Annotated in this window: 25 protein-coding genes; 4 read left to right on the forward strand and 21 right to left on the reverse strand. The window is 69.7% G+C overall.

Annotated elements, in window-relative coordinates:
• Position 1 precedes the first annotated feature (1 nt).
• The 20 genes from BW996_RS12790 to BW996_RS12885 form a co-directional block, all read right to left on the reverse strand.
• Entirely contained in the window at positions 2-790 is a 789-nt protein-coding gene (locus BW996_RS12790; protein WP_051631915.1) for a pyridoxine 5'-phosphate synthase, read from the reverse strand.
• Positions 787-1,599 carry a DNA repair protein RecO gene (gene recO / locus BW996_RS12795; RefSeq protein WP_037481785.1) on the reverse strand — a complete coding sequence of 271 codons (813 nt, stop codon included), beginning with the start codon at positions 1,597-1,599 and terminating at the stop codon, positions 787-789. The genes BW996_RS12790 and recO overlap by 4 nt, the downstream gene beginning before the upstream one ends.
• 10 nt (positions 1,600-1,609) lie before the next feature.
• On the reverse strand, positions 1,610-2,545 hold the full coding sequence (gene era, locus BW996_RS12800) for a GTPase Era (protein WP_037481783.1): 936 nt from the start codon (positions 2,543-2,545) through the stop codon (positions 1,610-1,612).
• Between the two features lie 89 nt (positions 2,546-2,634).
• The gene (gene rnc / locus BW996_RS12805) at positions 2,635-3,318 is read right to left on the reverse strand and encodes a ribonuclease III (protein WP_037481771.1); all 684 of its coding nucleotides are present in this window, start codon (positions 3,316-3,318) and stop codon (positions 2,635-2,637) included.
• Positions 3,319-3,331: 13 nt separating this feature from the next.
• On the reverse strand, positions 3,332-3,700 hold the full coding sequence (locus BW996_RS12810; RefSeq protein WP_037481769.1) for a DUF4845 domain-containing protein: 369 nt from the start codon (positions 3,698-3,700) through the stop codon (positions 3,332-3,334).
• A gap of 79 nt (positions 3,701-3,779) precedes the next feature.
• Entirely contained in the window at positions 3,780-4,748 is a 969-nt protein-coding gene (lepB, locus tag BW996_RS12815) for a signal peptidase I (RefSeq protein ID WP_037481767.1), read from the reverse strand.
• A gap of 48 nt (positions 4,749-4,796) precedes the next feature.
• Positions 4,797-6,605, reverse strand: coding sequence for a translation elongation factor 4 (lepA, locus tag BW996_RS12820; RefSeq protein WP_037481765.1), 1,809 nt, complete (start codon positions 6,603-6,605; stop codon positions 4,797-4,799).
• A 198-nt stretch (positions 6,606-6,803) separates the two neighbouring features.
• Positions 6,804-8,315 (reverse strand): DegQ family serine endoprotease, encoded by a 1,512-nt coding sequence (locus BW996_RS12825; protein WP_081838103.1) that lies wholly within the window; start codon positions 8,313-8,315, stop codon positions 6,804-6,806.
• Positions 8,316-8,388: 73 nt separating this feature from the next.
• Positions 8,389-9,480, reverse strand: coding sequence for a MucB/RseB family sigma factor regulatory protein (locus BW996_RS12830; protein ID WP_037481761.1), 1,092 nt, complete (start codon positions 9,478-9,480; stop codon positions 8,389-8,391).
• Between the two features lie 22 nt (positions 9,481-9,502).
• Positions 9,503-10,174, reverse strand: coding sequence for a sigma-E factor negative regulatory protein (locus tag BW996_RS21720; protein WP_076458936.1), 672 nt, complete (start codon positions 10,172-10,174; stop codon positions 9,503-9,505).
• A gap of 27 nt (positions 10,175-10,201) precedes the next feature.
• On the reverse strand, positions 10,202-10,810 hold the full coding sequence (rpoE, locus tag BW996_RS12840) for an RNA polymerase sigma factor RpoE (protein WP_037481758.1): 609 nt from the start codon (positions 10,808-10,810) through the stop codon (positions 10,202-10,204).
• Positions 10,807-11,310 (reverse strand): hypothetical protein, encoded by a 504-nt coding sequence (locus BW996_RS12845; protein WP_037481755.1) that lies wholly within the window; start codon positions 11,308-11,310, stop codon positions 10,807-10,809. The genes rpoE and BW996_RS12845 overlap by 4 nt, the downstream gene beginning before the upstream one ends.
• A 33-nt stretch (positions 11,311-11,343) precedes the next feature.
• Positions 11,344-12,588: a beta-ketoacyl-ACP synthase II gene (gene fabF, locus BW996_RS12850; protein WP_037481752.1), complete on the reverse strand. Its 1,245-nt coding sequence runs from the start codon at positions 12,586-12,588 to the stop codon at positions 11,344-11,346.
• A gap of 43 nt (positions 12,589-12,631) precedes the next feature.
• Positions 12,632-12,868, reverse strand: coding sequence for an acyl carrier protein (gene acpP / locus BW996_RS12855; protein WP_037481750.1), 237 nt, complete (start codon positions 12,866-12,868; stop codon positions 12,632-12,634).
• Between the two features lie 116 nt (positions 12,869-12,984).
• A complete protein-coding gene (gene fabG / locus BW996_RS12860; RefSeq protein WP_037481748.1) occupies positions 12,985-13,731 on the reverse strand; it encodes a 3-oxoacyl-ACP reductase FabG in 747 nt (248 codons plus the stop codon).
• Positions 13,728-14,666 (reverse strand): ACP S-malonyltransferase, encoded by a 939-nt coding sequence (fabD, locus tag BW996_RS12865; protein ID WP_037481746.1) that lies wholly within the window; start codon positions 14,664-14,666, stop codon positions 13,728-13,730. Before fabD ends, fabG begins: the two co-directional genes overlap by 4 nt.
• A gap of 52 nt (positions 14,667-14,718) precedes the next feature.
• On the reverse strand, positions 14,719-15,711 hold the full coding sequence (locus BW996_RS12870; RefSeq protein ID WP_037481744.1) for a beta-ketoacyl-ACP synthase III: 993 nt from the start codon (positions 15,709-15,711) through the stop codon (positions 14,719-14,721).
• Complete coding sequence (plsX, locus tag BW996_RS12875) at positions 15,708-16,802, reverse strand: phosphate acyltransferase PlsX (protein ID WP_259373332.1); 1,095 nt, start codon at positions 16,800-16,802, stop codon at positions 15,708-15,710. Before plsX ends, BW996_RS12870 begins: the two co-directional genes overlap by 4 nt.
• A 53-nt stretch (positions 16,803-16,855) precedes the next feature.
• Entirely contained in the window at positions 16,856-17,038 is a 183-nt protein-coding gene (rpmF, locus tag BW996_RS12880) for a 50S ribosomal protein L32 (RefSeq protein ID WP_037481741.1), read from the reverse strand.
• Between the two features lie 128 nt (positions 17,039-17,166).
• Entirely contained in the window at positions 17,167-17,793 is a 627-nt protein-coding gene (locus tag BW996_RS12885) for a YceD family protein (RefSeq protein ID WP_037481739.1), read from the reverse strand.
• A 46-nt stretch (positions 17,794-17,839) separates the two neighbouring features.
• Here BW996_RS12885 and BW996_RS12890 point away from each other — a divergent pair, with 46 nt between their 5' ends.
• Together BW996_RS12890 and BW996_RS12895 are read left to right on the forward strand one after the other, a co-directional pair.
• The gene (locus BW996_RS12890) at positions 17,840-18,484 is read left to right on the forward strand and encodes a Maf family nucleotide pyrophosphatase (protein WP_241461962.1); all 645 of its coding nucleotides are present in this window, start codon (positions 17,840-17,842) and stop codon (positions 18,482-18,484) included.
• Positions 18,481-19,275 carry an SAM-dependent methyltransferase gene (locus BW996_RS12895; protein ID WP_037481731.1) on the forward strand — a complete coding sequence of 265 codons (795 nt, stop codon included), beginning with the start codon at positions 18,481-18,483 and terminating at the stop codon, positions 19,273-19,275. The genes BW996_RS12890 and BW996_RS12895 overlap by 4 nt, the downstream gene beginning before the upstream one ends.
• Before the next feature lie 37 nt (positions 19,276-19,312).
• Here BW996_RS12895 and BW996_RS12900 read toward each other — a convergent pair whose 3' ends face one another.
• Complete coding sequence (locus tag BW996_RS12900; RefSeq protein WP_037481728.1) at positions 19,313-20,821, reverse strand: DEAD/DEAH box helicase; 1,509 nt, start codon at positions 20,819-20,821, stop codon at positions 19,313-19,315.
• 299 nt (positions 20,822-21,120) lie between these two features.
• On the opposite strand from BW996_RS12900, the gene BW996_RS12905 reads away from it, so the two are divergent.
• Positions 21,121-22,578, forward strand: a complete 1,458-nt coding sequence (locus BW996_RS12905; protein WP_241461960.1) for a mannose-1-phosphate guanylyltransferase/mannose-6-phosphate isomerase — start codon at positions 21,121-21,123, stop codon at positions 22,576-22,578.
• A gap of 92 nt (positions 22,579-22,670) precedes the next feature.
• On the forward strand, positions 22,671-23,321 hold a 651-nt coding region (locus BW996_RS12910), incomplete at its 3' end, for a dTDP-glucose 4,6-dehydratase (protein ID WP_139330873.1).

Consider the following 23,321-nt stretch of genomic DNA (forward strand, 5'->3'; position numbering starts at 1 on the left):
CTCAGCGCGGCGCGAAGGCGCGCTGGATGCAGCGCTGGTAGTCGCGGATGGTTTCCGTGTAGCCCAGCTCCAGCGCGTCGGCCACCAGCGCGTGGCCGATCGACACCTCCTGCACGCCCGGCACCTCGCGCAGGAAATCGGCGAGGTTGTCGCGGTTCAGGTCGTGGCCGGCGTTGATCTCCAGGCCGGCGGCCAGCGCGGCCTCGGCGGCGGCGCGGTAGCGCGCCAGTTCCGCAGCCTGGCGCGGCGTGCCCCAGGCGCTGGCGTAGGCCTCGGTGTAGAGCTCGACCCGGTCGGCGCCGACCTCGCGCGCGGCGCGCATCATCTCGGGGATCGGGTCCATGAAGAGGCTCACGCGCACGCCCAATGCCTTTGTCTCGGCCACCACCGGCGCCAGCCGCTCGAGGTCGGCGGGAAAGGTCCAGCCGTGGTCGGAGGTGAACTGGCCGACCGAGTCGGGCACGAAGGTGGCCTGGTGCGGGCGGATCTCGCGGATCACGTCCATCAGGTTGTGGAAGGGGTTGCCCTCGATGTTGTATTCGACCTGCGGCCAGTCCTTCAGCAGCTCGGCCAGATCGCGCACGTCCTGGGCGCGGATGTGGCGCTCGTCCGGGCGCGGGTGCACGGTGAGGCCCTGCGCGCCGGCCTCCAGCACGAGGCGCGCCGCCTTCGTGACGCTCGGGATGCCGAGATGGCGGGTGTTGCGCAGCAGCGCGACCTTGTTCAGGTTGACCGACAGCGCGGTGCGGCTGCCACGGTGGCCGGCCTCGGGGGCGACGAGAGGGTTCATGGTGGGGTGGAAGGTTCGGTCAGCTTCTGGATCTCGACCATCAGCGCGCGGGTGCGCAGCATCGAGGTGTCCAGATGATAGTGAAGCAGGCCGCGCAGCAGCGTGCGCAGCGCCGGCAGCGCGCCGCGGCAGGCCTGGCGCAGGGCGGCCAGGTCGCCGGCGGCCAGCGCTGCCTCCAGCGCATGCAGCGTCGCGCCGGACAGGCCGCCGGCACCGTCGATCGGCGTCACGCCCCGCTCGGCATGCAGGCCGTGGCGGGCTCGGGGCTCGACCGGCTGCTGCGTCTGCGTGACCCGGCCCAGTTCGGGCAGCACGCCCGATTCGCGCAGCAGGACCAGCTCGAAGGCGCGCAGGGCCGCGGCGGTGGCGGCCTCGTCGTCGCGATCGAGCGCCGGCAGCGTCAGCGCGTAGGCGTCGAACAGGCGCGGATGCGGATCGTGGCGCTGCAGCGCGCGCATCAGCAGCTCGTTGAGATGGAATCCGGCCAGCAGCGCCGCGCCGGAGGGCATCGCCGCCACGCCGCGGCCGTCGGGCAGGGCGCCGGCCCATTCGGCGCTGCGCAGCAGGTGGATCTCGGGCGGCGCGGCCTCGTCGCGGCGCTCGGCGCGCCCGCCCAGCACGATCTGCAGGCGCTGGAAGGGCAGCAGCACGCTGCGCAGCTGCGAGTGCGGCCGCTTGGCGCCCTTGGCGACTGCGGCGATGCGGCCGCGCTCGCGCGTCCACAGCTCCAGGATCAGGCTGGACTCGCTCCAGTCATGGCGGTGCAGCACATAGGCGGCCAGCGCGGCCGGCGCGGCGCGTCGGCTCACGGCCACCGGATCACTCGTAGCCGTAGCTCTTCAGGCGGTGCTCGTCGTCGGCCCAGCCGGAGCGCACCTTCACCCAGACTTCCAGGAAGACCTTCTTGCCGGTCAGGCGCTCCATCTCGGTGCGGGCCTCGGTGCTGATGCGCTTGAGGCGCTCGCCGCTCTCGCCGATCACCATGCCCTTGTGCGCGTCGCGCTCGACGATGATGGTCGCGGCGATGCGGTTCAGGCGCCCGCCCTCGACCTCCTCGTACTTGTCGATCTGCACGGTCGAGGTGTAGGGCAGCTCGTCGCCGGTCAGGCGGAAGAGCTTCTCGCGGATCAGCTCGGCGGCGAGGAACTTGTCGCTGCGGTCGGTCAGCGCGTCGGCGTCGTAGAACCAGGGCTGCTCGGGCAGGTAGGGGCGGATGATGCCCAGCAGCCGCTCGGTGTCGGCCTGCCTGGTGGCCTGCAGCGGCACGAACTCGGTGAACGGATGGCGCTCCTGCATCTGCTTGAGCCAGGGCAGCAGGTCGGCGCGGCGGTGGATCAGGTCGAGCTTGTTGGCGATCAGGAAGACCGGCTTGCCCTTCGGGATCATGGACAGCACCTTGGCGTCGTCCAGGCCGAAGCGGCCGGCATCGACCAGGAACAGCACCACGTCCACGTCGCCCAGCACCGACTGCACCGTCTTGTTCAGGTTGCGGTTCAGCGCCGCGGTGCCCTTGACGGTGTGGCGGGTCTGGAAGCCGGGCGTGTCGACGAAGACGAACTGCGTGTCGCCGTCGGAGGCGATGCCGGTGATGCGGTGGCGCGTCGTCTGCGCCTTGCGCGAGGTGATGCTGACCTTCTGGCCGATCAGCGAGTTCATCAGCGTCGACTTGCCGACATTGGGTCGGCCGACGATGGCGATCAGGCCGCAGCGGGTCGGGCCCTCGGGCTGGCCGCCCGGGCGGGCGGCGGCGAGCATGGCCTCCAGATCGGGCTGGAGCGACGGGGCGCCGTCGGCGGTCTCGTTCTCGGATTCGGAATCGGGAAGGTTCGGTTCGTTCGGAAGGGTCATTCGTGTTCGGCGCTGAGCCGCTCCAGGGCGATGCGGGCGGCTTCCTGCTCGGCGGCACGGCGCGAGCGGCCTTCGCCGCGCGCCTCGACGCCATGGCTGGCGACCGCGCAGACGACGACGAAGGTCTGGTCATGCGCGCGGCCGCGGGTGGTCTCGATGCGGTATTCGGGCACGCTGTGGCGGCGCGCCTGCAGCCACTCCTGCAGCTGGGTCTTGGCGTCCTTGGCCCAGGCCTGGGTCGCGGTCTCGGAGATCAGCGGCGAGAACAGCCGGCGCACCAGCGCCTGGGCGGCGTCGAAGCCGGCGTCGCGGTAGACCGCGCCGATGATGGCCTCCATCGCGTCGGCCAGGATGGAGGGGCGCTGGGCGCCGCCGCCGCGGGCCTCGCCCTCCGACAGGCGCAGCATCGCCGGAATGCCCAGCGACAGCGCGATGCGGTGCAGCATGTCCTGGCGCACCAGGTGGGCGCGGATGCGGGTCAGCTCGCCTTCCGGGGACTCGTCGTACTGATCGAACAGCAGGTCCGAGACGGCGAGGTTGAGCACCGCGTCGCCCAGGAATTCCAGGCGCTCGTTGTGGTCGGCGCCGTAGCTGCGATGCGTCAGGGCCAGCGTCAGCAGTTCCCGCTGGCGGAAGCTGTGACCCAGGCGGTGCGAGAAGGCTTCGAGAGACGGATTCAAGGTCAGGACCTTTTTACTGCGATCGGCCGTTGTACCTGATCAGCAAAGCCACCGGACCGAAGAGATCGATCTCCTTGGCGTAGGCGAAGCTGATGACGATGCGGTCATTGTCCTTCGTCACGTCCAGATCCTCGCCACTGATCGTGCTGATGGCGTATTCGACGGACTTGATCTTGTCAAATTCCGCGCGGATGCCCGGTACGGTGCTGGCGCCGCTGCTGGCGATGCGGGTGACCACCCGCTTGATCGTCAGGTATTCGTTGACGGTCGGGATCACGCGCATGGCCAGCAGTGCGACCGACGAGATCAGCACGGCCCAGAAGACCAGGCCGATCAGGGTGATGCCGCGCTGGCTGCGGGCGTGCGGGAGACGGGCGTTCATCGGATGAGGTCCTCGATGGCGGCGGGTCGCCACGGCCGCAGAGCTGGCCGCCGTCCCGCGGGATGGCTGGTGGGCAGGGTCAGTGGAAGGGGCCGATGCGCTTGACGTTGCCGAAGTTCATCCACACGAAGAAGGCCCGGCCGACGATGTTCTCGTCCGGCACGAAGCCCCAGAAGCGGGAGTCCTCGGAGTTGTCGCGGTTGTCGCCCATCATGAAGTAGTGTCCGGCCGGAACCTTGCAGGTCACACCTTCGGCGGTATAGGTGCAGTTCTCCGAGCCGGGAAACTGGCGCGCACGCATGCCGTAGCTCGACGGCAGCGAGGGATCCACCAGGATGCGGTGACTGTCCTCGCCGACCTGCTCGCGGAACTGGCGCGAATAGGTGCGGCGGTCCTCGTCGTAGTAGTCCTCGAGCTGCTCGAGCGGCACCGGCTTGCCGTTCAGGTAGAGCTTCTGGTTGATGTAGGCGACCTCGTCGCCGGGAATCGCCACCACGCGCTTGATGAAGTCGATGGCCGGGTCGACCGGATAGCGGAACACCATCACGTCGCCACGGCGCACCGGCTCGTTGTCGATGATCTTCTTGTTGATCACCGGCAGGCGCACGCCGTAGTGGAACTTGTTCACCAGGATCAGGTCGCCGATCTCCAGCGTCGGGATCATCGAGCCCGACGGGATCTTGAACGGCTCGAACAGGAAGGAGCGCAGCACGAACACCATCAGGATCACCGGGAACAGCCCGGCGGTCCAGTCCAGCCACCAGGGCTGGGCGAGGATCTTCTGGCGTGCGCCCTCGACCTGGCTGTCGACCTGCTCGATGCCCTGACGGGCGAGCTGGGCACGGCGTTCACCGTCCTCGCGGGTCAGCGCCGCCGCGGCGGCCAGCCGGCGCGGCAGGAAGACGAAGCGCTCGGCCAGCCAGTAGGCCATCGTCACGACGGTCAGCGTGAAGAGCAGCAGCGAGAAGTTGCCGCTCCACTTGCCCAGATACCAGCCGGCGCCGTAGAGCGCCAGCAGGCCGTAGAGAATGCCGGTGAGGGGTCCCATCGATCGTCCGGTTCGGGTTGTTCGGGCGCGAGGCGGCGGGCCGGGCGCTCAGTCGTCCACCTGAAGGATCGCCAGGAAGGCCTCCTGCGGCACCTCCACCGAGCCGATCTGCTTCATGCGCTTCTTGCCCGCCTTCTGCTTCTCGAGCAGCTTGCGCTTGCGGGTGATGTCGCCGCCATAGCATTTTGCCAGCACGTTCTTGCGCAGCGCCTTGACGTCCTCGCGGGCGATGATGTTGGCGCCGATCGAGGCCTGGATGGCCACGTCGTACATCTGGCGCGGGATCAGCGTGCGCATCTTGGCCGCCACCGCGCGGCCGCGGAACTGGCTTTGGCTGCGGTGCACGATCATCGCCAGCGGGTCGACCCGGTCGCCGTTGATCAGGATGTCGACCTTGACCACGTCGGCGGCGCGGTACTCCTTGAACTCGTAGTCCATCGAGGCGTAGCCGCGGCTGACCGATTTGAGCTTGTCGAAGAAGTCCAGCACGATCTCGGCCAGCGGCAGCTCATAGGTCAGCATGACCTGCTTGCCGTGGTAGGCCATGTTGAGCTGCACGCCGCGCTTCTGGTTGGCCAGCGTCATCACTGGGCCGACGTAGTCCTGCGGCATGTACAGGTGCACGGTGACGATGGGCTCGCGGATCTCCTTGATGCGGCCGACCTCGGGCATCTTGCTGGGGTTCTCGACCTCCAGCACGGTGCCGTCGTTCAGCTCGACCTCGTAGACCACGCTCGGGGCGGTCGTGACCAGATCCTGGTCGAACTCACGCTCCAGGCGTTCCTGCACGATCTCCATGTGCAGCAGGCCCAGGAAGCCGCAGCGGAAGCCGAAGCCCAGCGCCTGGCTGACCTCGGGCTCGAAGCGCAGCGAGCTGTCGTTGAGCTTGAGCTTCTCCAGCGCGTCGCGCAGCTGCTCGTACTCGCTCGACTCCGACGGGTAGAGGCCGGCGAAGACCTGAGGCTGGATTTCCTTGAAGCCGGGCAGGGCCTCGCTGGCGGGGCCGGCGTTGTTGGGCAGCTTCTTGTCGAGCGTCACCGTGTCGCCGACCTTGGCCGAGGCCAGCTCCTTGATGCCGCAGATCAGGAAGCCCACCTCGCCGGCGCGCAGGCAGTCGCGGTTCTCGCTCTTCGGGGTGAAGACGCCCAGGTGGTCGATCGGATAGACCGTGTTGGTCGCCATCAGGCGGATGCGCTCGTTCTTGTGCAGCGCGCCGTCGACCACGCGCACCAGCATCACCACGCCGACGTAGTTGTCGAACCAGGCGTCGATGATCATCGCGCGCGGCGGGCCGTCCGGGTCGCCCTTGGGCGGCGGCATGCGGGTGATGACGGCTTCGAGGATCTCGTCGATGCCCATGCCGGTCTTGGCCGAGCAGGGTATGCCGTCGGTGGCGTCGATGCCGATCACGTCCTCGATCTCGGCCTTGGCGTTGTCCGGGTCGGCCGAGGGCAGGTCCATCTTGTTCAGGACCGGCACCACCTCGACGCCCAGGTCGAGCGCTGTGTAGCAGTTGGCCACCGTCTGCGCCTCGACGCCCTGCGAGGCGTCGACCACCAGCAGCGCGCCCTCGCAGGCTGACAGCGAGCGGCTGACCTCGTAGGAGAAGTCGACGTGCCCGGGCGTGTCGATCAGGTTCAGGTTGTAGACCTTGCCGTCCTTGGCCGTGTACTGCAGCGCGGCGGTCTGTGCCTTGATCGTGATGCCGCGCTCGCGCTCGATGTCCATCGAGTCGAGCACCTGGGCTTCCATTTCGCGGTCGCTCAGGCCGCCGCAGCGGTGGATCAGTCGGTCCGCCAGCGTGCTCTTGCCGTGGTCGATGTGGGCGATGATGGAGAAGTTTCTGATGTGATCCATGGCGTGCAGGTGCAGTGCGCTTCTTCGACGCTGGCCGGCAGCGGCAGGTGGGGCGGAAACAGGTCGCGCGGACCGACAGGCTTCGGCGCAACGAAAAAAGGCGCGTCGTCCGAGCGATGACGCGCCTTCCGGCAGGCATTCAAGGGGCGATCAGCCCGGTCAGCCCGGCATTGTAGCCAAAACCCCCGGGCTGGCGGTTCAGCGGGCGGGGTTGGGTCGGATCAGCACGAACTGCGCCTCGTTGCCGCGCCGCACCAGCAGGCTGGCCGGGCGGCTGCGGTCGAGGCGGGCCACCAGCGCATCGAACTGGCGCGCGTCAGTCACCTCCGCCTGGCCCAGGCCCAGGATCAGGTCGCCTTCGCGCAGGCCAGCACGGGCTGCCGGGCCGTCGACCGCCTCGACCCGCACGCCGCCAGCCTTGACGCGCGCCTCGCGGCGCTGCTCCGCGCTCAGGTCGCTCACTGTCAGGCCCAGCACGCTGGCGGCCACGCCGGTGGTCGGCGCCTTGGGTTCGGCCTTGCCGCTGCGCGCGGCCGCCGGCTTCGTTTCCGGCTCGAGCTCGGCCACCGTCACGCCCAGGTCGCGGGTGCTGCCGCGGCGCCAGACCTGCAGCGTCGACTTCGTGCCCGGCTTCGTGTTGCCGACCAGGCGCGGCAGGTCGTTCCACTTCTCGACCGCCTTGCCGTCGAAGCGGGTGACGATGTCGCCGGCCTCCAGTCCGGCCTTCTCGGCCGGGCTGCCAGGCTCGACCGAGCGCACCAGCGCGCCGGCCGCCCGGGCCAGGCCGAGTGACTCGGCCACGTCCTTGGTCACTTCGCCGATCTGCACGCCGATGCGCCCGCGCACCACCCGCCCGCCGGCCTTGAGCTGGTCGGCGACGCGGTTGGCCTCGTCGATCGGGATCGCGAAGGAAATGCCCATGTAGCCGCCCGAGCGGCTGTAGATCTGCGAGTTGATGCCGACCACCTCGCCGCGCAGGTTGATCAGCGGGCCGCCCGAGTTGCCGGGATTGATCGCGACGTCGGTCTGGATGAAGGGCAGCATCTCGCCGGTGTCGCGCGCCTTGGCGCTGACGATGCCGGCGGTCACGGTGTTGTCGAGGTCGAAGGGCGAGCCGATCGCGATCACCCATTCGCCAACGCGCAGGCGGTTGACGTCGCCGAAGCGCACGGTGGGCAGGCCGGCGGCCTCGATCTTCAGCATCGCCACGTCGGTGCGCTTGTCCGCGCCGACCACCCGCGCCTTGAACTCGCGCTTGTCGGTCAGGCGCACGATGACCTCGTCGGCGCCGTCGATCACATGCGCGTTGGTCATCACCAGGCCGTCGGCCGAGACGATGAAGCCCGAGCCGACGCCGCGCGGGCCGTTGCCGCCGCCGCCGTCCTCGTCATCGGGCTGCGGCTGACCGCGGCGCGGCATCGGCACGCCGAAGAAGCGGCGGAAGAACTCCTGCATTTCCTCGTCGGGGCCGGCCTGTCCGCGCGCGGCGGTCGCCACCTTCGCGGTGGTGCGGATGTTGACCACCGCCGGGCCGACCTGCTCGACCAGATCGGCGAAGTCAGGCAGGCCGCGGGCCAGCGCCGCACTGCCCGACTGGGCGGCTGTCGCTGTCGCGGTCACGCTGGCCGGCGTGCCTTGTGCGGTGGCGTCATGGGACGAGGTCAGTGCCGCGACGAGCGCGGTCGCGCCCAGCAGCGCGGAGCCGGCCATCAGCCAGCGTTGTGACGGGCGGGTGATCTGGTGCGGTGCGGAAGTGTCGGACATCGTGGATCGCGGTGAAGGATCAGGGCTTGCGCTTGCGCTCGATGCTGCCGGTGAACTGCTGCAGCGTGGCCGGCGGCACGGCGCCGACGGCGGTCACCCACCAGTCGCCCAGTCGCCGGCTCAGCGCGCTGGTGCTGCCGACGGTGGCGGGTGTCTCGCGGCGGCTCACGCCGGCGACATGGGGCTCGATGAAGAGGGAGACATTGGCCAGGCCGTCGCTGTAGACCGCCTGCAGGACGCTGGCGCCTGCGCCTGGTGACTGTGAGACCGGCTGCGGCTCGGCCGTGGGGCGCGGCGCCGGCCACGGCGTGATCGGTCGGCGCAGCACCCGCTGGGCGACGAAGCCCGACACCGGCGCGCGCAGGCTCCAGCCTTCCGCGCCCAGATCGGTCGGCTGGTAGCTCGGTCGGCTGATCTGATAGCCCTCGAGCTGGTTCATCTCCTGCAGCAGCTGCTGGGGCTGCAGCTTGCTGCCGATCTGCAGTTCGCTGAAGGCGGTCGATTCGAGCACCTCGCCCTGCGGCCCCAGCAGGTCGGAGCGCAGCAGCAGGCCGGTGCGGCGCTCCAGCCAGAGGCGCCGGGCATAGCGCATCGCGTCGCGCGGGCGCAGCGTCACGACCTGGGCCTCGAGTCCGGCCACCCGGTCGTCCGCTTCCAGCATTAGCTCATAGGAGTCGGTCAGCCGGCCGGAGTCGCCGGGCTGCAGCGGCTGCGGGAAGCGGCCGAGCAGGTCGCGCTGCTCGATCAGCGCGCTGCGGCGCGCCGGCCAGAGCACATGGATGGTGTCGTTGTGGCGGAACACCCGGCGCATCTGGCCGTCGAGGGCCTCGATGCGCTCGATCTGCTCGCGGCCGTCGCAGTAGTGGGTGATGCGCGAACTGCTGATCTGGCCGCCGCTGCTGGTCACATAGGTGCCGACATAGCTCTGCTGCAGGCCGGCGTCCTGGATGCGGCGCAGCAGCGTGCCGAGATCGGCGGGGGCTGTGCTGCCGGCGGCGTGGCTCGCCGGGTGACCGGGGGCCGCTGCATGCGCCCCAGGCATCAGCAGCGCGCCACCAAGCAGGGTGGCCGCCGCGGCGCGGGACAGGCCCGCCTGAAGGTGGATCCTCATGGATGCATGCCGACGGGTGATCTCAGCGTGCGGGCACCGTCTCGAAGGAGGTGCTGCGCAGGTAGCCCGGAGCCGGTCCGAGGCTGGCGCCGTCATGGAGATGCTGATGGTGGGCATTGACATAGCGGATCAGGTCGGCGGCATCGCCCTCGGGACCGGTCGGGGCCTGCACGCGCACGGTCTGCACCTCCGGCGCCGTCGGTGCGGGCGTGCTGACCGCCAGCTGGCCGGCTCCGCTGGTGAGCGCATCGGGGCGGGTCACCAGCACCGCGCCAGCCACCAGGGCCACGCCGGCTGCCATGCCGACCGGCGCGACCCAGCGGCGCATGCGCATGCCCAGACTGCGCTGCACCGGCAGGCCGACGACCTGGGCGGTGCGCGTGACCTGCTGCTGCTCGATGGGCTGTTCCGGCACGATCATCGGCTGCGGCGCCAGCACGACCGGCTCGCGGGCCAGCCGCTCGCGCACGCCGGCCAGGAAGGCCGCGTCGCTGGCGCTGCGCTGCCCGAGATCCTCCGAGCGCAGCACGTCGCCGATCAGGTGGTAGGCATGCCACTGGGCGCGGTCGTCCTCGTCCTGGCGCCACTGGCGGCAGACCGCCTGGACCAGGTCGCGGTCGGCTTCGCCGTCCATCAGGGCCGACAGTCTCTCGTGCGAGCGGACACGCTCCGCAGGCAGATCAGATTCGCTCATCACTCGCTCCAGGCCGGGCTGCAGGATTCACCAGCGTCGGCCCTGTTGGGTATCCAGAAGAGGACGCAGCCGAGTGGCAATCGCCTCCCGCGCACGAAAGATGCGCGAGCGCACGGTGCCGATCGGACACGCCATCACCACGGCGATCTCGTCGTACGAGAGCCCCTCGATCTCGCGCAGCAGGATGGCCTGGCGCAGGTCGTCGGGCAGGGCCGCGATCGCGGCGTTGACCGTGTCCGCGATCTCGCGGCTGGCCATCAGCGCTTCCGGCGTCTCGTCATGGCTTAGTTCATGTTCGCGCCGTTCGGTTCCCTCGTCATCCTGGCTGGCGGAGGCCAGCGCGCTCTCGGTCATGACCGGATCGCGCTTCAAGTCGGCCAGCGCCTTCTTGGCGGTGTTGACCGCGATGCGATAGAGCCAGGTGTAGAAGGCGCTTTCCCCCCGGAACTGGGGGATGGCCCGGTAGGCGCGGATGAAGGTTTCCTGCGCGATGTCGGGCACCAGGTCGACATCGCGGACGAATCGGCCGATCAGGCGCTCGATCCGGCGCTGGTACTTGACCACCAGCATCTCGAAGGCCTGCATGTCGCCCTGGCGGACCCGTTCGACCAGTTGTTGATCGGCGTCGTCGCTCATCGCTCAGCAGGGGGCAAAGGGGTAGGGGATGACGGCGACGGCGCCATGGCGGCCGGCCTGGCCTGCAGCGCACAGCGCAGCCGGTGCCATTCGTCGGGCTGATCGCGGCGAGCCAGCGCGAGCCAGCGCGGCCGCTCGGCCCGCAGGGTGATGCGCAGCAGCAGCCAGTCTCCGGCATCGATGTGGCAGACCGGCTCGCCGGGCTGTCTGTCGACGTGCCAGACAGGAACGCCGGGCGCCGGGGGGCGCAGGCAGAGCGTCTGCCCAGGCACCGATTCGCGCAGCATCCGGCGTACCAGCACAAGCTGCGCTCCCATGGCCAACAGCGCGGCCACAAGCGGCAGCACCGGAGGCAGGCCGGCACCGACCTGCACCTGATGCCAGAGCAGCCAGCTCGCCACGAGCAGCGGCGGCAGCAGCAGGCTGGTCCGCAGCAGGCGGGGCCAGCGCGGGTCCGGACGCAGCACGAAGGGCGCTGGCTCCAGCAGGGTCCGGGCCATCGCCGTCAGGCGTCGTCGGCAAGGAGGCGGGACTCAGACGCGGCGAATGACCAGGGTGCCGTTGGTGCCGCCGAAACCGAAGTTGTTCTTCACGGCGACATCGATGCGCATCTCGCGCGCGGTGTTCGCGCAGTAGTCGAGATCGCACTCCGGATCCTGGTTGAAGAGGTTGATCGTCGGCGGCGAGATCTGGTGATGCAGGCCCAGCACGGTGAATACCGACTCGATGCCGCCGGCGCCGCCCAGCAGGTGGCCGGTCATCGACTTGGTCGAGTTGACCACCAGCTTCTTGGCATGATCGCCGAAGGCCAGCTTGATCGCGTTGGTTTCGTTGACATCGCCCAGCGGCGTCGAGGTGCCGTGCGCGTTGACGAACTGCACCTCGTCGGCGTTGATGCCGGCGTTGCGCAGGGCCATCTGCATCGAGCGGCGCGGGCCGTCGACGTTCGGCGCGGTCATGTGATAGGCGTCGCCGCTCATGCCGAAGCCGGCGATCTCGGCGTAGATCTTCGCGCCGCGCTTCTTGGCGTGCTCGTACTCCTCGAGCACCATCACGCCGGCGCCTTCGCCGAGCACGAAGCCGTCGCGGTCCTTGTCCCACGGGCGCGACGCGGTCTTCGGGTCGTCGTTGCGGGTGGACAGCGCACGTGCCGCGGCAAAGCCGCCCATGCCCAGCGGCGAGACGGTGGACTCGGCGCCACCGGCCACCACCACGTCGGCATCGCCGTACTCGATCATGCGAGCGGCCATGCCGATGCTGTGCAGGCCGGTCGTGCAGGCCGTCACCAGCGCCAGGTTCGGGCCCTTGAAGCCGCACTGGATGGAGACATGGCCGGAAATCATGTTGATGATCGAGGCCGGGACGAAGAACGGCGAGATGCGGCGCGGGCCACGTTCGCGGTATTCGTCGTGGGTGTTCTCGATCATCGGCAGGCCACCGATTCCCGAACCGACCATCACCGCGATGCGCTCGGCGAATTCCTCGCTCAGCGCCTCGCCGGTAGGCAGGCCGGCATCCTTCACGGCCTGCAGCGAGGCCGCGATGCCGTAGTGGATGAAGGCGTCCATGTGACGCGCTTCCTTGGCCGGGATGTAGTCCTCGATCCGGAAGCCCTTGACCTCACCCGCGAAGCGCACCGACAGGTTCGATGCGTCGAAATGGGTGACATGGTCGATGCCGGACTTTCCGGCGACGATGCTGGCCCAGGACTCGTCCACGGTGTTGCCCACCGGGGTGACGAGGCCCAGACCGGTCACGACAATGCGGCGACGGGTCATGCGGATGCGGAGTGCGGTCGGTTGGGAAGGGGGCGCGTCAGGCTCAGGCCTGGTTGGCCTTGGCGTAGTCGATCGCGGCCTGGACGGTGGTGATCTTCTCGGCCTCTTCGTCCGGGATCTCGATGCCGAACTCGTCTTCCAGGGCCATGACCAGCTCGACGGTGTCCAGCGAGTCGGCGCCCAGATCGGCGACGAAGGCCTTCTCGGCCGTCACTTCTTCCTCGGCCACACCGAGTTGTTCGGCAATGATCTTCTTGACGCGTGCTTCGATGTCGCTCATTTCTCTCCTCCGAGAGGGTTGGTGCAAAAACAGCCTGCGATTCTAAGGGCTTCGTGAGGCAATTCACTGAAAGCCCGTCCCGATGATCCGCGCAGGGCAGACGGATCACCTGGACATCAGTTCATGTACATGCCGCCGTTGACATGCAGCTCGGTGCCGGTGATGTAGCCGGCAGCGGGCGAGGCCAGGAAGGCCACCGCCTCGGCGATGTCCTGCGGCGAGCCCAGGCGGCCCAGCGGGATCTTCGCCATCAGGGCCTTCTTCTGTTCTTCCGGCAGCACCTCGGTCATGTCGGTGGCGATGAAGCCGGGGGCGACGCAGTTGACGGTGATGTTGCGGCTGCCCAGCTCCTGGGCCAGCGAGCGGGTCATGCCCGCCACGCCGGCCTTGGAGGCGCAGTAGTTGGCCTGGCCCGGATTGCCCGAGGCGCCCACCACCGAGGTGATGTTGACGATGCGGCCGAAGCGCTGCTTCATCATCGGCTTGATCGCGGCGCGGCAGGCGCGGAAGACCGACTTGAGGTTGGTGTCGATCACCGCGTCCCAGTCGTCGTCCTTCAGGCGCATGGCCAGCGTGTCGCGGGTGATGCCGGCGTTGTTGACCAGCACATGCAGGCCGCCGTGCGTCTTGACGATGCCGTCGATGGCGGCGTCCAGCGCGGCGGCGTCGGTGACGTTGAGCGTCAGGCCCAGGCCGCCGAAGGGGGCCAGCGCCTCGCCGATCGCGGCCGAGCCGCTGTCGCTGGTGGCGGTGCCGATGACCTTGAAGCCACGCTCGGCCAGCAGCAGCGCGATGGCGCGGCCGATGCCGCGGCTGGCGCCGGTGACGAGAGCAACCTGTTGAGCTTGGGCGGGAGCGTTCATGCGAGCAGGGTCTTGACTTCGGTCAGGGTGACCGGATCGAGGATCGTGGCGGAGGCGAGTTCGGCGTCGATGCGCTTGACCATGCCGGCGAGCACCTTGCCGGGGCCGCATTCGATCACATGGGTCATGCCGCGCGCCTTCAGCGCGCCGACCAGCTCGACCCAGCGCACCGGGCCGAAGGCCTGGCGGTAGAGCGCGTCGCGGATCGCGTCCGGCTCGGTCGGCGCGGCGACGTCGATGTTGTTCAGCACCGGGATCTGCGGCGCCTGGATCGTGATCGTGGCCAGGCGCTCGCGCAGGCGCTCGGCGGCGGGCTTCATCAGGCTGGAATGGAAGGGCGCGGACACCGGCAGCGGCAGCGCGCGCTTGGCGCCCAGGCCCTTCAGCACCGCGCAGCCCGCCTCGACGCCGGCCTTGGAGCCGGCGATGACGGTCTGCTTGGGATCGTTGAAGTTGACGGCCTCGACCACTTCGCCCGACTCGGCGGCGGCCTGGGCGCAGCCCGCGCGCACCGTGGCGGCGTCCAGGCCCAGGATCGCGGCCATGCCGCCGGTGCCCACCGGCACCGCGTCCTGCATCGCCTGGGCGCGCAGGCGCACCAGCGGCAGGGCATCCATCAGCGACAGGCTGCCTGCGGCCACCAGCGCGGTGTACTCGCCCAGCGAGTGGCCGGCGACGATCGCCGGCGCCGCGCCGCCCTCGGCCAGCCACGCGCGGTAGTTGGCGATGCCGGCGGTCAGCATGACCGGCTGGGTGTTGGTGGTCAGGTCCAGCGCTTCCTTCGGGCCTTCGCCGATCAGGCGGGCGACGTCCTCGCCCAGGGCGGCACTGGCTTCTTCGAGGGTGGCGCGCACGGCGGGGTGGTCGCCCCAGGCCGAGAGCATGCCCACCGACTGCGACCCCTGGCCGGGGAACACGAAGGCGAACGCGGTCATGTGAGATCCGTGAGTTGTCGTGGAGGAAGCGGGGCGGTGTCGGGCAGCGGACTCAGAAGTCCAGCAGCACCGAGCCCCAGGTGAAGCCGCCGCCGACGCCCTCGAGCAGCAGCGTCTCGCCGCGGCGGATGCGGCTGTCGCGCACGCCGGCGTCCAGCGCCAGCGGGATCGACGCGGCCGAGGTGTTGCCGTGCTGGTCGACGGTGACGATCACCTTCTCCAGCGGCAGCTTCAGCTTGCGGGCGGTGCCCTGCATGATGCGGATATTGGCCTGATGCGGGATCAGCCAGTCGATGTCGGCCTCGGTGCGGCCGGCCTTCTCGAGGCTGGCGCGCGCGGTCTTCTCCAGCACGCCCACGGCGAGCTTGAAGACGGCCTGGCCGTCCATGCGCAGCAGTGGCACGCCGCTGATTCGGCCGCCCGAGACGGTGCCGGGCACGCACAGGATGTCCAGATGGCGGCCGTCGGCATGCAGGTCGGTGGCCAGGATGCCGGGCGTGTCGGAGGCCGACAGCACCACGGCGCCGGCGCCGTCGCCGAACAGCACGCAGGTGGTGCGGTCCTTGAAGTCGAGGATGCGCGAGAACACTTCCGCGCCGATCACCAGCGCATTGCGGGCGCTGCCGGCGCGCACCATCGCGTCGGCGACGGTCAGCGCATAGACGAAGCCCGAGCACACCGCCTGCACGTCGAAGGCCGGGCAGCCGTGCTGGATGCCGAGCTTGCGCTGCACGATGGTCGCGGTCGACGGAAAGACCATGTCCGGCGTCGAGGTCGCGACGATGATCAGGTCGATGTCGGCGCCGGTGAGCTGTGCGGCCTCGAGCGCGCGCTGCGCCGCCTCCACCGCCAGATCGCTGGCGTTCTGGGTGTCGTCGACGAAGTGGCGGGCGCGGATGCCGGTGCGCTCGACGATCCAGTCGTCCGAGCTCTCGATGCCGTCCGCCGCCAGGCGGGCGACCAGATCGGCGTTGCTCAGGCGATGCGGGGGCAGCGCACTGCCGGTGCCGGAAATGCGCGAATGGCGGGGTGTGGGGGTGGTCATGCAGCGTGACGGGCTGCCGGGGGCTCGTTCGCCGCCGTCGTGCCGGCACCGGGCAGGGCCTGCAGCGTGGCGAGGATCCGATCATGCACCCGGTCGAGCAGGCGGTTCCGGGCGGCATCATACGCCCGATTCAGCGCGTTCTCGAAGGCCAGCGCATCGGCCGAGCCGTGGCTCTTGAACACCAGGCCGCGCAGGCCCAGCAGCGCCGCGCCGTTGAATCGGCGGTGATCGAGTCGCCGCGAGAAGCGCTTGAGCATCGGCATCGCCAGCATCGCCACCATCTTGGTCAGCGGCGTGCGGGTGAACTCCTGCTTCAGGAAGCTGGTGATCATGCCGGCCAGACCCTCGGCCGTCTTCAGGGCGACATTGCCGACAAAGCCGTCGCAGACGACGAGGTCGGTCGTGCCCTTGAAGATGTCGTTGCCCTCGACATTGCCGTGGAAGTTGATGTGACCGGCCGCGGAGACGGCGCGCAGCAGTTCGCCGGCACGCTTGATCGTCTCGTTGCCCTTGATCGCTTCCTCGCCGATGTTGAGCAGGCCCACGGTCGGGGCCTCCTTGCCGTCGACGGCCGAGACCAGCGCGCTGCCCATGACCGCAAACTGCAGCAGGTGCTCGGCGCTGCAGTCCACGTTCGCCCCGAGGTCGAGCATGGTCGTGAAGCCGTCGTGCTGGTTGGGCATGACGCTGGCGATGGCCGGCCGATCGATGCCGTCCAGGGTCTTCAGCAGATAGCGGGCCACCGCCATCAGTGCGCCGGTATTGCCTGCGGAGACGCAGGCGTCGGCCATCGTCACGCCATTCCCGTCAGGCTTGACCTGCTGGATGGCCACGCGCATCGACGAGTCGCGCTTCTTGCGCAGGGCGACTTCCACCGGGTCGTCCATCTCGACGACTTCGGAGGCGATCACCATGCGGCAGCGCGCCCAGCCGGCGGCGGGCGCGAGCGCCTGTTCGGTGCCCACGAGCACCAGCTCGGCATCGGGATGCCGGTCAAGAAAGGAGCGGCATGCGGGCAGCGTCACGGAAGGGCCGTGATCGCCCCCCATGCAGTCCACCGACAGCCGGACCGTGCGGGTCGTGTCGTTCAAGGCAGGGCAGATTGGGTGTCAGTGCCGGCGGGCAGGCCGGCAGCCGGCAAGACTCAGGCGTCGGCCTTGGTCTTCAGGATCTTGCGGCCACGGTAGAAGCCGGTCGGGCTGATGTGGTGACGCAGATGGATTTCGCCGGTGGTCGACTCGACCGCAGTGCCCGGGGTGGTCAGGGCATTGTGCGAACGGTGCATGCCACGCTTGGACGGCGACTTCTTGTTTTGCTGGACGGCCATGTTGAGACTCCTGAATCCTGGTTTTCCGATTGGAAAAGCTTTCGATTGTAGCACGACCTCCCGGCAGGTTCCGAATGCTCCCGGACTCGAGGGGCTTCGGGGTGGCCGGGTGTTGCTGTCGCGCCGCGTCAGCCGGTGCTGTCGCCGCCGTCCGCGCCCGGATCCCGACGCAGCCGGGCCAGCACCGCGAACGGATTCGGGCGCCCTCCGGCGCTGTCCTCCGCTGCGGCGTCGCCAGCCGGTGCGGGCAGCGCAGGCTGACCGTCGGGCAGGGCTTCGCCGCGGTCGAGCTGGACCTCGACCGGGCAGGTCTCGTGGCGCGCCACCGGGGGAAGCTCCATCAGCAGTTCGTCCTCGACCAGCGCGAGCAGGTCGAAGGTGCGGCTCAGCGCCAGCACATCGTCCTCGCTGTCGGCATCGAGCTCGGCGGCCTGGGTCTCGTTGGCGACGAAGAGAAAACTGCGCTCGAAGGCGAGTGCGGTGGCCACCGGCTCGAGGCAGCGCTGGCAGGGCAGGTCCAGCTCGGCCGAGCCGCTCAGGTGCAGCCACAGCTCCGGCTCGGCGCCGCGGCGCGGGCGCAGTTCGGGCTCGGCCTGCCAGCGCACGGCGGGCTGACGGGCCGCATCGGCGTTCTCGTGCAGACAACCGACCAGACGCTCGAAGTCGGCCAGCGGCTCGTCGCCGCCCAGCGTTTCGCCGGACTCGATGAAGGCCCGCATGTCGAGGCGGCGGGGCTTGAATTCGCGTGCTTTCATGGGGCGAAGTGTACGAGCCGGCTTCTGGCCCGGCCACAATCCGGCCATGTCCGACACTGTCCTTCACTCTCCGCGCATGGCGTGGCCGCCGCTGGTGCTGGCCTCGACCTCGCGCTATCGGCGCGAGCTGCTGACCCGGTTGCGTCTGCCTTTCGATGTGCGTTCGCCCGAGGTCGACGAGACGCCGCAGCCCGGCGAGGCGCCGGCCGCGCTCAGCGAGCGCCTGGCGCTGGCCAAGGCCCGGGCGGTCGCCGCGGTCCATCCGCAGGCCATCGTCATCGGCTCCGACCAGGTCGCCGAGCTCGACGGCCAGCCGATCGGCAAGCCCGGTGACCATGAGACCGCCGTGGCGCAGCTGCGCGCGATGCGCGGGCGCAGCGTGGTCTTCCACACCGCGGTGGCGGTGCTGCGCCACGACACCGGCTTCGAGGCGGTGCGCCGCGTGCCGGTGACAGTGCGGGTGCGCTCGCTCAGCGAGGTCGAGATCGAGACCTACCTGCGGCTGGAGCAGCCCTACGACTGCGCCGGCAGCGCCAAGTGCGAGACGCTGGGCATCGCGCTGCTCGACGCGATCGAGTCGGATGATCCGACCGCGCTGGTCGGGCTGCCGCTGATCGTGACCTCGGCCCTGCTGCGCGCGGCCGGACTCGACGCGCTGGCCGTTCTGGCCGGGCATGGAGGGGGCGCATGAGCACGACGTCGAACCACGGGCCGAAGGGCCGGCTCTGGCTGGTGCCCAACACGCTCGATCTGGGCACGCTGCGCGAGGGCCAGCCGGTGCCCGATCTGCAGCAGGTGCTGCCGCTGGGCGCGATCCGTGTGGCGGCGGGTCTGTCGCACTGGGTGGCGGAGAACGCGCGCAGCGCGCGGGCGCTGCTCAAGCGCGTCGATGCGGTGGTGCCGCTGGTGCAGCCGCTGCAGGCGCTCTCGATCCGCGAACTGCCGCGCCCGCCCAAGGGGCGTGTCGATCCGAAGGCGCCGGCGCCCGACTGGGCCGGGCTGCTGGCGCCGGCGCTGGCCGGGCACGACGTCGGGCTGGTGTCGGAGGCTGGCCTGCCGGCGGTGGCCGATCCGGGCGCCGAGCTGGTGCGGGTGGCGCATGTGCAGGGCATCACGGTGATGCCGCTGTCGGGGCCGAGCTCGCTGATCCTGGCGGTGGCGGCCAGCGGCCTGAACGGCCAGAGCTTCGCCTTCGTCGGCTACCTGCCCACCGACGCGGCCGAGCGCACCCGGCGCCTGCGCGACCTGGAGGCGCACTCCAAGCGCTGGCAGCAGACGCAGCTGCTGATCGAGACGCCCTACCGTAACGCCGCGATGGCGCAGGCGCTGCAGGCCGCGCTCAACCCGCAGACCTGGCTGAGCATCAGCTGCGGGCTGACGCTGGAGGGCGGATCGACCCGCACGCTGCGGGTGGCGCAGTGGCGCGCGGCGCCGCCGGAGCTGCCCGCCGACGTGCCGGCGGTGTTCGCCTTCCTGGCCTGAACGGCCCCCGAGCCGCCGCGCGGGCGGCTTCAGATCGTCAGGTCGGCACCTTGCCGCCGAGCAGCGCGGCGACCTTGCGCCGCGGCTTGATGAAGCGCGAGATCGAGCTGCGCGAGCCCGGCGCGGCCGGCACTGCGGCCTGCTTTTCCCAGACCGGCGAGGCGTTCGGATCGGCCTCGTAGGGCTGGTCGAAGAAGGGGTCCTTCGGGGCCTGGCGGGGCGCACGCACGGGCGGCGCCGACGGCACGAAGGCCGGGCGGCTGCTGTCCTCGGCGAACTCGCTGCGGGGGGCGGTGCGGCGAGGGGCGCGCTCCTCGTCGTCATCGCGGTGGCGACGGCGCGGTCGGTCGTCCTCGATGACGAAGGGCTCCAGATCGATCTTGCGCTTGATCAGCTTCTCGATGTCGCCCACCAGGCGGGTGTCGTCGCGGGTGGCCAGCGTGATGGCGATGCCCGAGGCGCCGGCGCGGCCGGTGCGGCCGATGCGGTGCACATAGTCCTCGGCGTTGAAGGGCACGTCGAAGTTGAAGACCGCCGGCAGATCGGCGATGTCGATGCCGCGCGCGGCGACGTCGGTGGCCACCAGCAGGTCGACCTCGCCGGCCTTGAAGGCGGCCAGCGACTTCAGCCGCTCGTCCTGCGACTTGTCGCCGTGCAGCGCCGCGGTGCGCAGGCCGTCGCGCTCGAAGGAGCGCGCCAGCCGGGCCGCGCCCAGCTTGGAGTTGACGAAGACGATGGCCTGGCGGATCTCGCGCTGGCGCAGGATCTGCACGATGGTGCGGCGCTTGTCCTCGTCGGCGACCTGGTAGAAGCGCTGCTCGACCGTCGAGGCGGTGGCGTTCGGGCGCGCCACCTCGACCAGGATCGGGTCCTGCAGGTAGCTCTGCGCCAGCTTCTTGATCTCGGGCGAGAAGGTGGCCGAGAACAGCAGCGTCTGGCGGCTCTTGGGCAGATAGCTCAGGATGCGCTGCAGGTCGGGCAGGAAGCCGATGTCGAGCATGCGGTCGGCCTCGTCGAGCACGACGTACTCGACCTGGCCGAGGTTGCAGTTCTTCAGCTGGATGTGGTCGAGCAGCCGCCCCGGCGTGGCGATCAGCACCTCGACGCCGCGCTTGAGCTCGGCCGTCTGCGGGTTCATGTCGACGCCGCCGAAGACGCAGGCCACGCGCAGCTGGCTGTGCCTGGCGTAGGTCTTGACGTTGACCGCGACCTGGTCGGCCAGCTCGCGCGTCGGGGCCAGCACCAGCGCGCGCACCGGGTGGCGCGCCGGCGAGGCGCTGGCGTTCTCGTGGCGCATCATCTTCTGCAGCAGCGGCAGCGAGAAGGCGGCCGTCTTGCCGGTGCCGGTCTGCGCCGCGCCCATCACGTCGCGGTTTTCCAGCACGATCGGGATCGCCTTGGCCTGGATCGGGGTCATCGTCTCGTAGCCGGCGTCGACGATGGCCCGCAGCAGCTTGGCGTCCAGCGGCAGGGTGTCGAAACGGGCGGGGGCGGCGACGGCCTCGGGGGGCGGGGCGGTCACGGCGTCTTCGGGTTGGTGCGTCATCACCTCGCGATTATCCTGCGGTTGAGGGACCCGCCGGCACCGGCGACGTGAATTGCCCACGACCGGACCGTGCCGCGGGTCTGCCGCGGCGCGCGGAATCGGCAAATTGACACGCGATGCCCGCTCCGGCGCGGGGACGGCCGCCTTGGGCACGAGGCGTCACGGAAAACCCTAAGCACAATCCCGGAGAATCGACCGTGCAAGGTCGATGCGTCGGTGCTGCCGACCGCTCGATTTCTTTCTTGCGCCTTCTGAACCTGCTTCAACTTCCTTCTGATCCTTCACGAGATCCGTCACCCATGAGCCAGACCTCTTCTTCTCCCATCGTCGTGCAACCGGTGATCATGGCCGGCGGCAGCGGCACGCGGCTGTGGCCGCTGTCGCGCGCGGGCTATCCGAAGCAGTTCCTGGTGCTGGGCGACAGCAACCGCAGCCTGTTCCAGGAAGCGGCGCTGCGCCTGGCGGGGCTGGCGGCGGCGGACATCGCGCCGGCGGCGCCGCTGGTGGTGGGCAACGAGGAGCACCGCTTCCTGGCGTTGGACCAGCTGCGCGAGGTGCGCCAGATGCCCTCGGCGGTGGTGCTGGAGCCGGCCGGACGCAACACCGCGCCGGCGCTGACGCTGGCGGCGCTGCAGGCGCTCGAGGGCGGGCAGGACCCGGTGCTGGTGGTGACGCCGGCGGACCAGACGGTGACCGACGAGGCGGCGTACGCGGAGGCGCTGCGCCAGGCGGTGCGGCTGGCGGCCGACGGTCTGGTGGTGATCCTGGGCATCACGCCGGACGCGCCGGAGACGGGCTACGGCTACATCCGCACGACGCCCGAGCTGGGCGCGGCGCGGGTGGCGCAGTTCGTCGAGAAGCCGGATCTGGCGACCGCCGAGCGCTACCTGGCCGAGGGCGGCTACTTCTGGAACAGCGGCATGTTCGTGCTGCGTGCCTCGGTGTGGATGAAGGCGCTGCAGACCTTCCGGCCGGACATCGCCGAGGCGGTGCAGGCGGCCTGGGCGCCGCGCCAGTGCGACGCGCAGTTCGTGCGGCCGGGCAAGGCTGCGTTCATGGCCGTGCCGTCGGAATCGGTGGACTACGCGGTGATGGAGCGCTGCCCGGGCAGCGAGTTCGACATCCGCATGGTGCCGCTGAGCGCGGGCTGGAACGATCTGGGCGCCTGGGAGGCGGTCTGGCAGGTGTCGGGCAAGGACGAGAACGGCAACGCCTGCGTCGGCGACGTGATCGCCAAGGACAGCCGCGACACGCTGGTGCATTCGAGCGGCCGTCTGGTGAGCGTGGTGGGCGTCGAGAACCTGGTGGTGGTGGAGACGGCCGACGCGGTGATGGTGGCCGACCGCAGCCGCAGCCAGGAGGTCAAGCAGATCGTGGCCCAACTGGACAAGGGCGGGCGCACCGAGCACACGCTGCACCGCAAGGTGCACCGGCCCTGGGGCTGGTACGACAGCATCGACAGCGGCCCGCGCTTCCAGGTCAAGCGCATCATGGTCAAGCCGGGGGCGTCCTTGAGCCTGCAGATGCACCATCACCGCGCCGAGCACTGGATCGTCGTGACCGGCACCGCCGAGATCACCAACGGCGACAAGGTGCTGCTGCTGAGCGAGAACCAGTCGACCTACATCCCGCTGGGGCAGGTGCACCGCCTGGCCAACCCGGGCAAGGTGCCGCTGGAGATCATCGAGGTGCAGTCCGGCTCCTACCTGGGCGAGGATGACATCGTTCGCTATGAGGACACTTACGGACGAAACTGAACGTTAACTTCAGTCTTGCCGAGGAAGATGTAACCCGGGTGAGTGACAATCTGCGGGATTTTCATCTCGATCTCACAGAGCGTCCTTACCCCATGATCCTCATCACCGGCGCCGCCGGCTTCATCGGCGGCAATTTTGTTCATCACTGGTTCGAGCGCAGCGAAGAGCCGGTGGTGGTTCTGGACAAGCTGACGTACGCGGGCAACCCGGCGACGATCCAGTCGCACCTGGACGCCGGGCGCTGCACGCTGGTGCAGGGCGACATCGGCGACCGCGCGCTGGTCGAGCGGCTGCTGGCCGAGCACCGCCCGCGCGCGGTGCTGCACTTCGCGGCCGAGAGCCACGTCGACCGCAGCATCCACGGCCCCGGCGAGTTCATCCAGACCAACATGGTCGGCACCTTCGAGCTGCTCGAAGCCGTGCGCGCCTACTGGGGCGCGCTGCCGGCGGATGACAAGGCGGCGTTCCGCTTCCTGCACGTCTCGACCGACGAGGTCTACGGCTCGCTCTCCGAAACCGATCCGGCCTTCAGCGAGACCACGCCCTACGCGCCCAACAGCCCGTACTCGGCCAGCAAGGCGGGATCCGACCACCTGGTGCGCGCCTACCACCACACCTATGGCCTGCCGACGCTGACCACCAACTGCTCGAACAACTACGGGCCCTATCACTTCCCCGAGAAGCTGATCCCGCTGATGATCCTCAACGCCCTGGAGGGCAAGCCGCTGCCGGTGTATGGCGAC

The organism is Sphaerotilus natans (genome assembly GCF_900156335.1).
GTDB classification, from domain to species: domain Bacteria; phylum Pseudomonadota; class Gammaproteobacteria; order Burkholderiales; family Burkholderiaceae_C; genus Sphaerotilus; species Sphaerotilus natans.

Bases quoted from the DNA above. Each gene is read 5' to 3' on its own strand.
- BW996_RS12790 (WP_051631915.1), bottom strand. From the start codon at position 790: ATGAACCCTCTCGTCGCCCCCGAGGCCGGCCACCGTGGCAGCCGCACC.
- era (WP_037481783.1), bottom strand. From the start codon at position 2,545: ATGCTCGCCGCCGCCCGCCCGGGCGGCCAGCCCGAGGGCCCGACCCGC.
- BW996_RS12810 (WP_037481769.1), bottom strand. From the start codon at position 3,700: ATGAACGCCCGTCTCCCGCACGCCCGCAGCCAGCGCGGCATCACCCTG.
- lepB (WP_037481767.1), bottom strand. From the start codon at position 4,748: ATGGGACCCCTCACCGGCATTCTCTACGGCCTGCTGGCGCTCTACGGC.
- lepA (WP_037481765.1), bottom strand. From the start codon at position 6,605: ATGGATCACATCAGAAACTTCTCCATCATCGCCCACATCGACCACGGC.
- BW996_RS12825 (WP_081838103.1), bottom strand. From the start codon at position 8,315: ATGGCCGGCTCCGCGCTGCTGGGCGCGACCGCGCTCGTCGCGGCACTG.
- BW996_RS12830 (WP_037481761.1), bottom strand. From the start codon at position 9,480: ATGAGGATCCACCTTCAGGCGGGCCTGTCCCGCGCCGCGGCGGCCACC.
- BW996_RS21720 (WP_076458936.1), bottom strand. From the start codon at position 10,174: ATGAGCGAATCTGATCTGCCTGCGGAGCGTGTCCGCTCGCACGAGAGA.
- rpoE (WP_037481758.1), bottom strand. From the start codon at position 10,810: ATGAGCGACGACGCCGATCAACAACTGGTCGAACGGGTCCGCCAGGGC.
- BW996_RS12845 (WP_037481755.1), bottom strand. From the start codon at position 11,310: ATGGCCCGGACCCTGCTGGAGCCAGCGCCCTTCGTGCTGCGTCCGGAC.
- fabF (WP_037481752.1), bottom strand. From the start codon at position 12,588: ATGACCCGTCGCCGCATTGTCGTGACCGGTCTGGGCCTCGTCACCCCG.
- acpP (WP_037481750.1), bottom strand. From the start codon at position 12,868: ATGAGCGACATCGAAGCACGCGTCAAGAAGATCATTGCCGAACAACTC.
- fabG (WP_037481748.1), bottom strand. From the start codon at position 13,731: ATGAACGCTCCCGCCCAAGCTCAACAGGTTGCTCTCGTCACCGGCGCC.
- fabD (WP_037481746.1), bottom strand. From the start codon at position 14,666: ATGACCGCGTTCGCCTTCGTGTTCCCCGGCCAGGGGTCGCAGTCGGTG.
- BW996_RS12870 (WP_037481744.1), bottom strand. From the start codon at position 15,711: ATGACCACCCCCACACCCCGCCATTCGCGCATTTCCGGCACCGGCAGT.
- rpmF (WP_037481741.1), bottom strand. From the start codon at position 17,038: ATGGCCGTCCAGCAAAACAAGAAGTCGCCGTCCAAGCGTGGCATGCAC.
- BW996_RS12885 (WP_037481739.1), bottom strand. From the start codon at position 17,793: ATGAAAGCACGCGAATTCAAGCCCCGCCGCCTCGACATGCGGGCCTTC.
- BW996_RS12890 (WP_241461962.1), top strand. From the start codon at position 17,840: ATGTCCGACACTGTCCTTCACTCTCCGCGCATGGCGTGGCCGCCGCTG.
- BW996_RS12895 (WP_037481731.1), top strand. From the start codon at position 18,481: ATGAGCACGACGTCGAACCACGGGCCGAAGGGCCGGCTCTGGCTGGTG.
- BW996_RS12900 (WP_037481728.1), bottom strand. From the start codon at position 20,821: ATGACGCACCAACCCGAAGACGCCGTGACCGCCCCGCCCCCCGAGGCC.
- BW996_RS12905 (WP_241461960.1), top strand. From the start codon at position 21,121: ATGAGCCAGACCTCTTCTTCTCCCATCGTCGTGCAACCGGTGATCATG.